Source organism: Photorhabdus aegyptia (assembly GCF_000612035.1).
GTDB classification, from domain to species: domain Bacteria; phylum Pseudomonadota; class Gammaproteobacteria; order Enterobacterales; family Enterobacteriaceae; genus Photorhabdus; species Photorhabdus akhurstii.
The window spans coordinates 1-15,117 of the sequence record NZ_JFGV01000095.1 but is presented as its reverse complement, the minus strand read 5'-3'; the positions used below and the strand labels follow the sequence as shown (position 1 = coordinate 15,117).

The following is a 15,117-nucleotide window of genomic DNA, read 5'->3' as shown; positions in this document are numbered from 1 at the left end:
CTATGCTCCCGGGGATTCGCTCCCTTGCCGTCGCGATGTATCTTGAAATCTATAAGGTATAGGTCTGTTAAGTAAAGGGAGGTTACTTGCCTATTCACATTTTAGATACCAATTATCTAATGATCCCTATGATCATTAGATAATTTTGCAAAGTTATTTAGTCATCATAAATTGAATAACGTGGTGGATTAAAGCAATTCAAGATAACCTTTAAACAATCAAATCCGAAATCAATAAATTCAATGGCTCTTTATATTGATGCCTGAGAGTATAAGCACAATACCTCACTGACGGCGTTGGACACGATTTAAAATTCAAAAAGGTAATCCCTTGATGAAGGTGAGCAGAACAGAGCATTTCGTTCGGTGTCATTAAACTTATCGCCACCCCCGATCTCACTAAATCCAACCGATGAGTAAAATCAGGGACAGTTAGCAAAGTTAAATTCTGGTACTCAGGTAGATAATTCAGCGAAATAAAACTGTCACATTGTTTAAAGAAAGCACTATTATGTTGAGCTAAAGGCAGTGTATATATAATATCATCAGCATGACTATCCGCGGCTAAAATATCATTCGCGATAGCAAGACGCAGAATCTGATAAGCTCCGTCTATTCTGATAATGTCATCGTTATCAGGATAATGTTCAGTGGTTACATAGATGGTTATCTCGCCTTTCATTAAAGCAGAAAATATTGTCTCTTTTCTTGCCGAATCATCAATAATGAAATGATTTTTTATGTAAATATCGCGATAATGATAACGTTGAACCGCTCTTTTTATCACTTCCGGGATTTTATTAATATATTCTCCACTGGTCCCAATAACCAGTTTTCCTGCGGTTGCTAATTTCTCACTTCTACGATAATGCCAATTATCCTCAACTCGTTGAATTCTCTCATAACACGGCAATAGCTCCTGATATAAGGCCATCCCTTCCTCAGTCAATTTGGTCCTTCCCGGCAATCTTTCAAACAGTTGACAGCCCACACGTTGTTCCAGTTGATATATGATCCTACTTAGAGGGGAAGGAGTAATACAAAGCGTATCCGCTGCTAAAGTGAATGACTCTTTTTTCGCCGATTCCATAAAATACTTCAAGTGCTTTGAACAAAATAGCATCATATATCCTTCTATTCTAATTAATTGTTCCATCCGAAATAGAATGGAATATTAACAATGAAACATTACAGCAACTTTTCTTCTTTGCATTATTTAACATTGAAGTGTGTATTTACTGGGATTGAGTTTTATCATCTTTATTCTTAGCAGTTATCAAACATTTTTTATTATTGTTGCCAAATAAACGTAATCCACCCTTAAATCACAATAGTAATTCTAAATAAATGTCACATGTTATTATTAAGAAAAGACAGGCAACATTAACCATTTAATTAAATATTTCAATTGGTTGACAAAACATCTATAATGTTCAATATAAAATAATCACAGATTTAACATCAAGTAAATTATACAATCTATATTCACCATCACTGAACTTCCCCCTTCTCGCACAGTTCATTATGTGAACAATAAAGTGTTATTTCCATTCAACGCTTATTAGAAAGTCAGTTGCAAATTTTGCATCTGCTTTTTTTTGCAACAGCTATTTAAACAAAACAATGAGATAGTGATTCTCTGAGAGATCAAGATTAGGTTTATTTGTTACTCGCAAACTATTTCTATACGTACCCTTAGCGATTTCTCAAAACCTATCCTTGATTATCCCTTCTTCCGATGGAACGGAATCACTCTCTTATTGATCCATGATGTAAAAGCAACAAGGCTGTTTCATTTACTTTATGATTTAAAAGGAATAAATATGAACGAGTCTGTAAAAGAGATACCTGATGTATTAAAAAGCCAGTGTGGTTTTAATTGTCTGACAGATATTAGCCACAGCTCTTTTAATGAATTTCGCCAGCAAGTATCTGAGCACCTCTCCTGGTCCGAAACACACGACTTATATCATAATGCACAACAGGCACAAAAGGATAATCGCCTGTACGAAGCGCGTATTCTCAAACGCGCCAATCCCCAATTACAAAATGCGGTGCATCTTGCCATTCTCGCTCCCAATGCTGAACTGATAGGCTATAACAATCAATTTAGCGGTAGAGCCAGTCAATATGTTGCGCCGGGTACCGTTTCTTCCATGTTCTCCCCCGCCGCTTATTTGACTGAACTTTATCGTGAAGCACGCAATTTACACGCCAGCGACTCCGTTTATCACCTGGATACCCGCCGCCCAGATCTCAAATCAATGGCGCTCAGTCAGCAAAATATGGATATAGAATTATCCACACTCTCTTTGTCCAACGAGCTATTATTGGAAAGCATTAAAACTGAGTCTAAGCTGGAAAACTATACCAAAGTGATGGAAATGCTCTCCACTTTCCGTCCTTCCGGCGCGACGCCTTATCACGATGCCTATGAAAATGTGCGTGAAGTTATCCAGCTACAAGATCCTGGACTTGAGCAACTCAATGCATCACCGGCAATTGCCGGGCTAATGCATCAAGCCTCCCTACTGGGTATTAACGCTTCAATCTCGCCTGAGCTGTTTAATATTCTGACAGAGGAGATTACCGAAGGTAATGCTGAGGAACTTTATAAGAAAAACTTCGGTAATATCGAACCGGCCTCACTGGCTATGCCGGAATACCTTAAACGTTATTACAATTTAAGTGATGAAGAGCTTAGCCAGTTTATTGGTAAAGCCAGCAATTTTGGTCAACAGGAATATAGTAATAACCAACTTATTACTCCGGTAGTTAACAGCAGTAATGGCACAGTCAAGGTATATCGGATCACCCGCGAATATACAACAAATGCTTATCAAATGGATGTGGAGCTATTTCCCTTCGGTGGTGAGAATTATCGGTTAGATTATAAATTCAAAAAATTTTATGATGCCTCTTATTTATCCATCAAGTTAAATGATAAAAGAGAACTTATTCGAACTGAAGGCGCTCCTCAAGTCAATATAGAATACTCCGCAAATATCACATTAAATACCGCTGATATCAGTCAACCTTTTGAAATTGGCCTGACACGAGTACTTCCTTCCGGTTCTTGGGCATATGCCGCCGCAAAATTTACCGTTGAAGAGTATAACCAATACTCTTTTCTGCTAAAACTTAACAAGGCTATTCGTCTATCCCGTGCGACAGAATTGTCACCTACTATTCTGGAAGGCATTGTGCGCAGTGTTAATCCACAACTGGATATCAACACAGACGTATTAGGTAAAGTTTTTCTGACTAAATATTATATGCAGCGTTATGCTATTCATGCTGAAACTGCCCTGATACTATGCAATGCACCTATTTCACAACGTTCATACGATAATCAACCTAGCCAATTTGATCGCCTGTTTAATACGCCATTACTGAACGGACAATATTTTTCTACCGGCGATGAAGAGATTGATTTAAATTCAGGTAGCACCGGTGATTGGCGTAAAACTGTACTTAAGCGTGCATTTAATATCGATGATGTCTCGCTCTACCGGCTGCTTAAAATTACCGACCATGATAATAAAGACGGAAAAATTAAAAATAACCTAAAGAATCTTTCCAATTTATATATTGGTAAATTACTGGCAGATATTCATCAATTAACCATTGATGAATTGGATTTATTACTGGTTGCCGTAGGTGAAGGAAAAACTAATCTATCCGCTATCAGTGATAAACAGTTGGCTACCCTACTCAGAAAACTCAATACTATTACCGGCTGGTTACATACACAGAAGTGGAGTGTATTCCAGCTATTTGTCATGACCTCCACCAGCTATAACAAAACGCTAACGCCTGAAATTAAGAATTTGCTGGATACCGTCTACCACGGTTTACAAGGTTTTGATAAAGACAAAGCAGAATTACTACATGTCATGGCGCCCTATATTGCGGCCACCTTGCAATTATCATCGGAAAATGTCGCCCACTCGGTACTCCTTTGGGCAGATAAGTTACAGCCCGGCGACGGCGTAATGACAGCAGAAAAATTCTGGGACTGGTTGAATACTCAGTATAAGCCGGATTCATCGAAAGCAGCAGAAATGCAGGAACATATCGTTCAGTATTGTCAGGCCCTGGCGCAATTAGAAATGGTTTATCACTCCACCGGCATCAACGAAAATGCCTTCCGCCTGTTTGTGACAAGACCAGAGATGTTTGGCGCTGCAACTGGAGCAGCGCCTGCGCATGATGCCCTTTCACTGATTATGCTGGCGCGTTTTGCGGATTGGGTGAACACACTAGGCGAAAAAGCCTCCTCGGTGTTAGCGGCATTTGAAACTAACACGTTAACGGCTGAACAACTGGCAGATGCCATGAATCTTGATGCTAATTTGCTGTTGCAAGCCAGTACTCAAGCACAAAATCATCAACATCTTCCTCCAGTGACTCAAGAAAATGCTTTCTCCTGTTGGACATCTATCGATACTATCCTGCAATGGGTTAATGTTGCACAGCAATTGAATGTCGCACCACAGGGCGTTTCCGCTTTGGTCGGGCTGGATTATATTCAATCAATGAAAGAGACGCCGACCTATGCCCAGTGGGAAAACGCGGCGGGAATATTAACCGCCGGATTGAATTCACAACAAGCGGATACATTACACGCTTTTCTGGATCAATCCCGCAGTGCCGCATTAAGCACCTACTATATCCGCCAAGTCGCCAAGGCAGCGGCGGCGATTAAAAGCCGTGATGATCTGTATCAGTATTTACTGATTGATAATCAGGTTTCCGCGGCAATAAAAACCACCCGGATCGCCGAAGCCATTGCCAGTATTCAACTGTACGTCAACCGGGCATTGGAAAATGTGGAAGAAAATGCCAATTCGGGGGTTATCAGCCGCCAATTCTTTATCGACTGGGACAAATATAATAAACGCTACAGCACTTGGGCTGGTGTTTCTCAATTAGTTTACTACCCGGAAAACTATATTGATCCGACCATGCGTATCGGACAAACCAAAATGATGGACGCATTACTGCAATCCGTCAGCCAAAGCCAATTAAACGCCGATACGGTCGAAGATGCCTTTATGTCCTACCTGACATCGTTTGAACAGGTGGCTAATCTTAAAGTTATTAGCGCGTATCACGATAATATTAATAACGATCAAGGGCTGACCTATTTTATCGGGCTCAGTGAAACTGATGCCGGTGAATATTATTGGCGCAGTGTCGATCATAGTAAATTCAGCGATGGTAAATTCGCGGCTAATGCCTGGAGTGAATGGCATAAAATTGATTGTCCAATTAACCCTTATAAAAGCACTATCCGTCCAGTGATATATAAATCCCGCCTGTATCTGCTCTGGTTGGAACAAAAGGAGATAACCAAACAGACAGGAAATAGTAAAGATGGCTATCAAACTGAAACGGATTATCGTTATGAACTGAAATTGGCACATATCCGCTATGACGGTACTTGGAATACGCCAATCACCTTTGATGTCAATGAAAAAATATCCAAGCTAGCACTGGCAAAAAATAGAGCGCCCGGACTCTATTGTGCCGGTTATCAAGGTGAAGATACGTTGCTGGTGATGTTTTATAACCAGCAAGACACACTAGATAGTTATAAAAACGCTTCAATGCAAGGGCTATATATCTTTGCCGATATGGTATCCAAAGATATGACTCCAGAACAGAGCAATGTTTATCGGGATAATAGCTATCAACAATTTGATACCAATAATGTCAGAAGAGTGAATAACCGCTATGCCGAAAATTATGAAATCCCTTCATCGGTAAATAGCAATAACAGTTATGGCAGAGGAGAATATAACCTCAGTATGGTGCATGGTGGAGATATTCCCATTATCCGTTACCAAGCATCATCAAGTGATTTAAAAATCCACATTTCACCTAAGCTAAGAATTACCCATGAAGGAGCTGATGAGCGGACACGTCATCAGTGTGATCTGATAAAAAAATATGGCAAACTGGGTGATAAATTTATTATCTACACCAATCTGAGTGTCAATACACAATGGACATCAAATAAAAAGTTAATATACCCGGTTTATCAATATAGTGGAAACGCTACTAATAATAGAGAAAGTAGATTACTGTTTTATCGGGATAACCAAATTGGTAAAGTAAGTGTCTTTCTTCCTAATTGGGGACAAAGCCTATATTCAGAAGTTACCAATAGTAATAACGGCTATATTATAGATACTTCTAATCAAGAGCCTTTATTTAAGCAATATCTCTATATGGAGGACACAAATAATGGATTCCGCATTATTGCTACTGATGTCTATAACGCAGAAGAAATCAAAACTGCAATTCCTGCTGCAAAAGTTAAGGTAATTGTGAAGGCTGGTAGCAAAGAGTACGAGCTTACCGCAGATAAAGATGTTTCTATTCAGCCATCACCTAACTTTGACGAAATGTATTATCAATTTAATACCCTCGAAATAGACGGTTCTGGTCTGAATTTTATTAACAATTCAGCCAGTATTGATGTCACCTTTACCGCATTTGCGGAGGATGGCCGCAAACTGGGTTATGAAAGTTTCAGTATTCCTGTTACCCGCAAGGTAAGTACCGATAATGCCCTGACCCTGCACCATAATGAAAATGGTGCGCAATATATGCAATGGCAAGCCTATCGTACTCGACTGAATACTCTATTTGCCCGTCAGTTGATTGCACGGGCTACTACCGGAATCGACACGATTCTGAGTATGGAAACTCAGAATATTCAGGAATCCATGATGGGAATTGGGGCTTACGTGGAATTAGTTATGGATAAATATGATCCAGAAATCCACGGCGCCAATAAATCTTTTATACTCCTCAATTACGATATTTTTAAATCTGGTGATAAGTTTCCTATTTATCAAGGGACATTAAGCGATATTGCACCCACAAAAATTCAATTATTCTTACCTCGCTTTGATGATGCTCATGGAAATAAAGACAATCTCTATGTCTATGCGGTTTATCAAAAACAGGAAACAAATGCTATCCGCTTTGTTAAAAAGGATAATGATGAACTCGCTACATTCGACACGACCTATAAGAATGGGACTTTCCCGGGACTTGCATCAGCCAGAGTCGTACCTACTTTCACAGAACCAATGGATTTCAGCGGCGCTAACAGCCTCTATTTCTGGGAACTGTTCTACTATACCCCGATGCTGGTTGTTCAACGTTTGCTGCATGAACAGAACTTCGATGAAGCCAACCGTTGGCTGAAATATGTCTGGAGTCCATCCGGTTATATTGTCCACGGCCAGATTCAGAACTACCAGTGGAACGTCCGCCCGTTACTGGAAGACACCAGTTGGAACAGTGATCCTTTGGATTCCGTCGATCCTGACGCGGTAGCACAGCACGATCCAATGCACTACAAAGTTTCAACTTTTATGCGTACCTTGGATCTATTGATAGCACGCGGCGACCATGCTTATCGCCAACTGGAACGAGATACACTCAACGAAGCGAAGATGTGGTATATGCAAGCGCTGCATCTATTAGGCGACAAACCTTATCTACCGCTGAGTACGACATGGAGTGATCCACGACTAGACAGAGCCGCGGATATCACTACCCAAAATGCTCACGACAGCGCAATAGTCGCTCTGCGGCAGAATATACCTACACCGGCACCTTTATCATTGCGCAGCGCCAATACCCTGACCGATCTCTTCCTGCCGCAAATCAATGAAGTGATGATGAATTACTGGCAGACATTAGCTCAGAGAGTATACAACCTGCGTCATAACCTCTCTATCGACGGCCAACCGTTATATCTGCCAATCTATGCCACACCGGCCGATCCGAAAGCGTTACTCAGCGCCGCCGTTGCCACTTCTCAAGGTGGAGGCAAGCTACCGGAATCATTTATGTCCCTGTGGCGTTTCCCGCACATGCTGGAAAATGCGCGCGGCATGGTTAGCCAGCTCACCCAGTTCGGCTCCACATTACAAAATATTATCGAACGTCAGGACGCGGAAGCGCTCAATGCGTTATTACAAAATCAGGCCGCCGAGCTGATATTGACTAACCTGAGCATTCAGGACAAAACCATTGAAGAATTGGATGCCGAGAAAACGGTGTTGGAAAAATCCAAAGCGGGAGCACAATCGCGCTTTGATAGCTACGGCAAACTGTACGATGAGAATATCAACGCCGGTGAAAACCAAGCCATGACGCTACGAGCGTCCGCCGCCGGGCTTACCACGGCAGTTCAGGCATCCCGTCTGGCCGGTGCGGCGGCTGATCTGGTGCCTAACATCTTCGGCTTTGCCGGTGGCGGCAGCCGTTGGGGGGCTATCGCTGAGGCGACAGGTTATGTGATGGAGTTCTCCGCGAATGTTATGAACACCGAAGCGGATAAAATTAGCCAATCTGAAACCTACCGTCGTCGCCGTCAGGAGTGGGAGATCCAGCGTAATAATGCCGAAGCGGAGCTGAAACAACTCGACGCCCAACTTAAATCGTTGGCAGTACGCCGTGAAGCCGCCGTATTGCAGAAAACCAGTCTGAAAACCCAACAAGAACAGACCCAATCCCAATTGGCCTTCCTGCAACGTAAGTTCAGCAATCAGGCATTGTACAACTGGCTACGTGGCCGACTGGCGGCGATTTACTTCCAGTTCTACGATTTGGCCGTCGCGCGTTGCCTGATGGCAGAACAAGCTTACCGTTGGGAACTCAATGATGACTCTGCCCGCTTCATTAAACCGGGCGCCTGGCAGGGAACCTATGCCGGTCTGCTTGCAGGTGAAACCTTGATGCTGAGTCTGGCACAAATGGAAGACGCTCATCTGAAACGCGATAAACGCGCATTAGAGGTTGAACGCACAGTATCGCTGGCCGAAGTTTATGCAGGATTACCAAAAGATAACGGTCCATTTTCCCTGGCTCAGGAAATTGACAAGCTGGTGAGTCAAGGTTCAGGCAGTGCCGGCAGTGGTAATAATAATTTGGCGTTCGGCGCCGGCACGGACACTAAAACCTCTTTGCAAGCATCAGTTTCATTCGCTGATTTGAAAATTCGTGAAGATTACCCGGCATCGCTTGGCAAAATTCGACGTATCAAACAGATCAGCGTCACTTTGCCCGCGCTACTGGGACCGTATCAGGATGTACAGGCAATATTGTCTTACGGCGATAAAGCCGGATTAGCTAACGGCTGTGAAGCGCTGGCAGTTTCTCACGGTATGAATGACAGCGGCCAATTCCAGCTCGATTTCAACGATGGCAAATTCCTGCCATTCGAAGGCATCGCCATTGATCAAGGCACGCTGACACTGAGCTTCCCAAATGCATCCATGCCGGAGAAAGGTAAACAAGCCACTATGTTAAAAACCCTGAACGATATCATTTTGCATATTCGCTACACCATTAAATAACCGTCCCAACGTACTAAAACAGGCTCCGAATCGGGGCCTGTAAGGAGTTTTTATGCAGAATTCACAAACATTCAGTGTTACCGAGCTGTCATTACCCAAAGGCGGCGGCGCTATTACCGGTATGGGTGAAGCATTAACACCAGCCGGGCCGGATGGTATGGCCGCCTTATCCCTGCCATTACCCATTTCCGCCGGGCGTGGTTACGCACCCTCGCTCACTCTGAATTACAACAGTGGAACCGGTAACAGCCCATTTGGTCTCGGTTGGGACTGCGGCGTCATGGCAATTCGTCGTCGCACCAGTACCGGCGTACCGAATTACGATGAAACCGATACTTTTCTGGGGCCGGAAGGTGAAGTGTTGGTCGTAGCATTAAATGAGGCAGGTCAAGAGGATATCCGCAGTGAATCCTCATTGCAGGGCATCAATTTGGGTGCGACCTTCACCGTTACCGGTTATCGCTCCCGTTTGGAAAACCACTTTAGCCGGTTGGAATACTGGCAACCCCAAACAACCGGCGCAACCGATTTCTGGCTGATATACAGCCCCGACGGACAGGTCCATTTACTGGGCAAAAATCCTCAGGCACGTATCATCAATCCACTCAATGTTAGCCAAACAGCGCAATGGCTGTTGGAAGCCTCGGTATCATCCCACGGCGAACAGATTTATTATCAATATCGCGCTGAAGATGAAGCAGGTTGTGAAACCGACGAGCTAGCAGCCCACCCCAGCGCAACCGTTCAGCGCTACCTGCAAACGGTACATTACGGGAACCTGACCGCCAGCGACGTTTTTCCTACACTAAACGGAGATGACCCACTTAAATCTGGCTGGTTGTTCTGTTTAATATTTGACTACGGTGAGCGCAAAAACAGCTTATCTGAAATGCCGCTGTTTAAAACCACAAGCAATTGGCTTTGCCGAAAAGACCGTTTTTCCCGTTATGAGTACGGTTTTGAATTGCGTACTCGCCGCTTATGCCGCCAAATACTGATGTTTCACCGTCTACAAACCCTGTCTGGTCAGGCAAAAGGGGATGATGAACCTGCGCTAGTGTCGCGTCTGATACTGGATTATGACGAAAACGCGATGGTCAGTACGCTCGTTTCTGTCCGCCGGGTAGGCCATGAGGACAACAGCACCGTCACTGCGCTGCCACCACTGGAACTGGCCTATCAGCCTTTTGAGCCAGAACAAACCGCACTCTGGCAATCAATGGATGTACTGGCAAATTTCAACACCATTCAGCGCTGGCAACTGCTTGACCTGAAAGGAGAAGGCGTACCCGGCATTCTCTATCAGGATAAAAATGGCTGGTGGTATCGATCCGCCCAGCGTCAAGCAGGGGAAGAGATGAATGCGGTCACTTGGGGGAAAATGCAACTCCTTCCCATCACACCGGCTGTGCAGGATAACGCCTCACTGATGGATATTAACGGTGACGGGCAACTGGACTGGGTGATTACCGGGCCGGGGCTAAGGGGCTACCACAGCCAACACCCGGATGGCAGTTGGACGCGTTTTACGCCATTACATGCCCTGCCGATAGAATATTCTCATCCTCGCGCTCAACTTGCCGATTTAATGGGAGCCGGGCTGTCCGATTTAGTACTAATTGGTCCCAAAAGTGTGCGCTTATATGCTAATAACCGTGATGGTTTTACCGAAGGACGGGATGTGGTGCAATCCGGTGATATCACCCTGCCGCTACCGGGTGCCGATGCCCGTAAGTTAGTAGCATTTAGTGACGTACTGGGTTCAGGCCAAGCACATCTGGTTGAAGTTAGTGCAACTCAAGTCACCTGCTGGCCGAATCTGGGGCATGGCCGTTTTGGTCAGCCAATCGTATTGCCGGGATTCAGCCAATCTGCCGCCAGTTTTAATCCTGATCGAGTTCATCTGGCCGATTTAGATGGGAGCGGCCCTGCCGATTTGATTTATGTTCATGCTGACCGTCTGGATATTTTCAAAAATGAAAGTGGCAACGGTTTTGCAAAACCATTCACACTCTCTTTTCCTGACGGCCTGCGTTTTGATGACACCTGCCAATTGCAAGTGGCCGATGTACAGGGGTTAGGCGTTGTCAGCCTGATCCTGAGCGTACCGCATATGGCGCCACATCATTGGCGCTGCGATCTGACCAACGCGAAACCGTGGTTACTCAGTGAAATGAATAACAATATGGGGGCCAATCACACCTTGCATTACCGTAGCTCTGTCCAGTTCTGGCTGGATGAAAAAGCCGCGGCATTGGCTACCGGACAAACACCGGTCTGTTACCTGCCCTTCCCGGTCCATACCCTTTGGCAAACAGCAACCGAGGATGAAATCAGCGGCAATAAATTAGTGACCACTTTACGTTACGCCCACGGCGCCTGGGATGGACGTGAACGGGAATTTCGTGGCTTTGGTTATGTTGAGCAGACAGACAGCCATCAACTCGCTCAAGGCAATGCGCCGGAACGTACACCACCGGCACTTACCAAAAGCTGGTATGCCACCGGATTACCTGCGGTGGATAATGCGTTATCCGCCGGGTATTGGCGTGGCGATAAGCAAGCTTTCACCGGTTTTACGCCACGCTTTACTCTCTGGAAAGAGGGTAAAGATGTTCCATTAACACCGGAAGATGACCATAATCTGTACTGGTTAAACCGGGCGCTAAAAGGTCAGCCACTACGTAGTGAACTCTACGGGCTGGATGGCAGCGCACAGCAACAGATCCCCTATACAGTGACTGAATCCCGTCCACAAGTGCGCCAATTACAAGATGGCGCCACCGTTTCCCCGGCGCTCTGGGCCTCAGTCGTGGAAAGCCGTAGCTATCACTATGAACGTATTATCAGTGATCCCCAGTGCAATCAGGATATCACGCTGTCCAGTGACCTATTCGGGCAACCACTGAAACAGGTTTCCGTGCAATATCCCCGCCGCAATCAACCAACAACCAATCCGTATCCCGATACCCTACCGGATACGCTGTTTGCCAGCAGTTATGACGATCAACAACAGCTATTGCGATTAACCTGCCGACAATCCAGTTGGCACCATCTTATTGGTAATGAGCTAAGAGTGTTGGGATTACCGGATGGCACACGCAGTGATGCCTTCACTTACGACGCCAAACAGGTACCGGTTGATGGCTTAAATCTGGAAGCCCTGTGTGCTGAAAATAGTCTGATTGCCGATGATAAACCTCGCGAATACCTCAATCAGCAACGAACGTTCTATACCGACGGGAAAAACCAAACACCACTGAAAACACCGACACGACAAGCGTTAATCGCCTTTACCGAAACGGCGGTATTAACGGAATCTCTATTATCCGCATTTGATGGCGGTATTGCGCCAGACGAATTACCCGGCATTCTGACACAGGCCGGATACCAACAAGAGCCTTATCTGTTCCCTCGCCCCGACGAAAACAACGTCTGGGTAGCCCGCCAAGGCTATACCGATTACGGAACGGAAGCACAATTTTGGCGTCCTGTCGCACAACGTAACAGCCTGTTAACCGGGAAAATGACGCTAAAATGGGATACTCACTATTGTGTCATCACCCAAACCCAAGATGCTGCCGGCTTCACCGTCTCAGCCAATTATGACTGGCGTTTTCTCACACCAACGCAACTGACTGACATCAACGATAATGTGCATCTCATCACCTTGGATGCTCTGGGACGCCCTGTCACGCAACGTTTCTGGGGGATCGAAAGCGGTGTGGCAACAGGTTACTCTTCATCAGAAGAAAAACCATTCTCTCCACCAAACGATATTGATACCGCTATTAATCTAACCGGACCACTCCCTGTCGCACAGTGTCTGGTCTATGCACCGGACAGTTGGATGCCACTATTCAGTCAAGAAACCTTCAACACATTAACGCAGGAAGAGCAGGAGACGCTGCGTGATTCACGGATTATCACGGAAGATTGGCGTACTTGCGCACTGACTCGCCGCCGTTGGCTACAAAGTCAAAAGATCAGTACACCATTAGTTAAACTGTTAACCAACAGCATTGGTTTACCTCCCCATAACCTTACGCTGACCACAGACCGTTATGACCGCGACTCTGAGCAGCAAATTCGCCAACAAGTCGCATTTAGTGATGGTTTTGGCCGTCTATTGCAAGCGTCTGTACGACATGAGGCAGGCGAAGCCTGGCAACGTAACCAAGACGGTTCTCTGGTGACAAAAGTGGCGGATACTAAAACGCGTTGGGCGGTCACGGGACGCACCGAATATGATAATAAGGGGCAGATGATACGAACTTATCAGCCCTATTTTCTCAACGATTGGCAATATGTGAGTGATGACAGCGCCAGAAAAGAGGCTTATGCGGATACTCATATTTATGATCCGATTGGGCGGGAAATCCGGGTTATCACCGCAAAAGGCTGGCTGCGACAGAGCCAATATTTCCCGTGGTTTACCGTGAGTGAAGATGAGAATGATTTAGCCGCTGATGCGCTCGTGTAATTGAACCCATATTCGCTCGTTTAATGTTAACGAGCGAATATAATAAATAAATTTAATCTGGCACAATCAGAACAAAGTTCAACTACAACATTAATGATACTTGACTAGAGCACTTTATCATTTTCGAGGATGTGTTAAAGTGGATTTGAAGATACTAAATCATTCGCTATATCTTTGTTTATCCGAAGACTTGGTTATAGATTCTGATGTTTTAGATCCTATCCCAATCCAGATTCAAAATGGCAAATGATATAGCCTAATGAGGTAGGCCCCTAAAAAAGGAGACGCAATATGCTAACTAACATTCTTACCGACAATTTAATAAGTACACGGGATTTATTTGTCAACCTCTTGAATTTTAATATTGAATACGAATCCAACTGGTTTATTTCAATGTCTTCTGAAAAACATGGACAAGTTTCCTCTTTTTTAAGAACGAGTGATTTTATTCCAGAAATATATCAGAAGTCTTGCCAGGGACTTATTATAACTTGTATTGTAGAAGATGTTGAGCCTTATTATTTGAAAGCACAGAAACTTGGATTCAATATCGTTGAACCACCACGTGATTTGCCCTATGGCCAACGCCGCCTTCTGATTAAAGATGAAAGTGGTGCTTTGCTAGATATATCATCACCAACTGCGTTACTTGACCCCAACTATAGATAATCCGAGCAATCTTATTCTGAAATCTTAATAAAAAATGGCATTATCTATGAAAACATTTAGTCAGTATAGAATAGGACAAAATTTAATGACGGACTGGTTTTCAAAGCTAGTAGATAAATATCGCACACGCATTGCATCAGTTTCTAAAACAAAATAATTTACCTATGATCAGTTTTGGCTGTCTAGCTTCTCCTCTTCGAGAATCTAGACTTGAACATCATGATATTTGTATTTTGCAAGCCGATAATAATGACATTTTTTCCCCAAACGCGAATTCTTTTACCCTGACTTTATATTCCAAGGCATCAGCGATTATTAAATTCATACTGCCTCTCTAAAACCAAAATCTAAACAATTTTCTTGGTGAATCGGTATAGGTGCCATAATTGACCTAACCCAGTCCGATTAGGTTGACGTTCTCTTTTTGACGATTGCCAGATCACTCAAATCGGATTAAGTTCCTTCAAGTAAGTCATTATAAGTTGTTACCTTAAAAGACGACATATTGGAATCCAGACGATATCTGAAACAATCTTTTGAGATATACTGCGCAGATACATACGGTTTTGTGTATTTCGGC

4 protein-coding genes are annotated in these 15,117 nt (G+C 44.3%); 3 read left to right on the top strand and 1 reads right to left on the bottom strand.

What is annotated here, in order from left to right; all coding sequences use genetic code 11:
- Nucleotides 1-210: 210 nt before the first annotated feature.
- Entirely contained in the window at nucleotides 211-1,122 is a 912-nt protein-coding gene (locus BA1DRAFT_RS20320) for a LysR family transcriptional regulator (RefSeq protein WP_036783111.1), read from the bottom strand.
- A 700-nt stretch (nucleotides 1,123-1,822) separates the two neighbouring features.
- Here BA1DRAFT_RS20320 and BA1DRAFT_RS20315 point away from each other — a divergent pair.
- The 3 genes from BA1DRAFT_RS20315 to BA1DRAFT_RS20305 all read left to right on the top strand — a co-directional run bounded on the left by BA1DRAFT_RS20315 (nucleotide 1,823) and on the right by BA1DRAFT_RS20305 (nucleotide 14,537).
- Complete coding sequence (locus BA1DRAFT_RS20315; RefSeq protein ID WP_036783108.1) at nucleotides 1,823-9,385, top strand: Tc toxin subunit A-related protein; 7,563 nt, start codon at nucleotides 1,823-1,825, stop codon at nucleotides 9,383-9,385.
- Nucleotides 9,386-9,437: 52 nt separating this feature from the next.
- Entirely contained in the window at nucleotides 9,438-13,868 is a 4,431-nt protein-coding gene (locus tag BA1DRAFT_RS20310; protein ID WP_036783106.1) for a SpvB/TcaC N-terminal domain-containing protein, read from the top strand.
- A 291-nt stretch (nucleotides 13,869-14,159) separates the two neighbouring features.
- Complete coding sequence (locus BA1DRAFT_RS20305) at nucleotides 14,160-14,537, top strand: VOC family protein (RefSeq protein ID WP_036783104.1); 378 nt, start codon at nucleotides 14,160-14,162, stop codon at nucleotides 14,535-14,537.
- Nucleotides 14,538-15,117 lie beyond the last annotated feature (580 nt).

Bases quoted from the DNA above. Each gene is read 5' to 3' on its own strand.
- BA1DRAFT_RS20320 (WP_036783111.1), bottom strand. From the start codon at position 1,122: ATGCTATTTTGTTCAAAGCACTTGAAGTATTTTATGGAATCGGCGAAA.
- BA1DRAFT_RS20315 (WP_036783108.1), top strand. From the start codon at position 1,823: ATGAACGAGTCTGTAAAAGAGATACCTGATGTATTAAAAAGCCAGTGT.
- BA1DRAFT_RS20310 (WP_036783106.1), top strand. From the start codon at position 9,438: ATGCAGAATTCACAAACATTCAGTGTTACCGAGCTGTCATTACCCAAA.
- BA1DRAFT_RS20305 (WP_036783104.1), top strand. From the start codon at position 14,160: ATGCTAACTAACATTCTTACCGACAATTTAATAAGTACACGGGATTTA.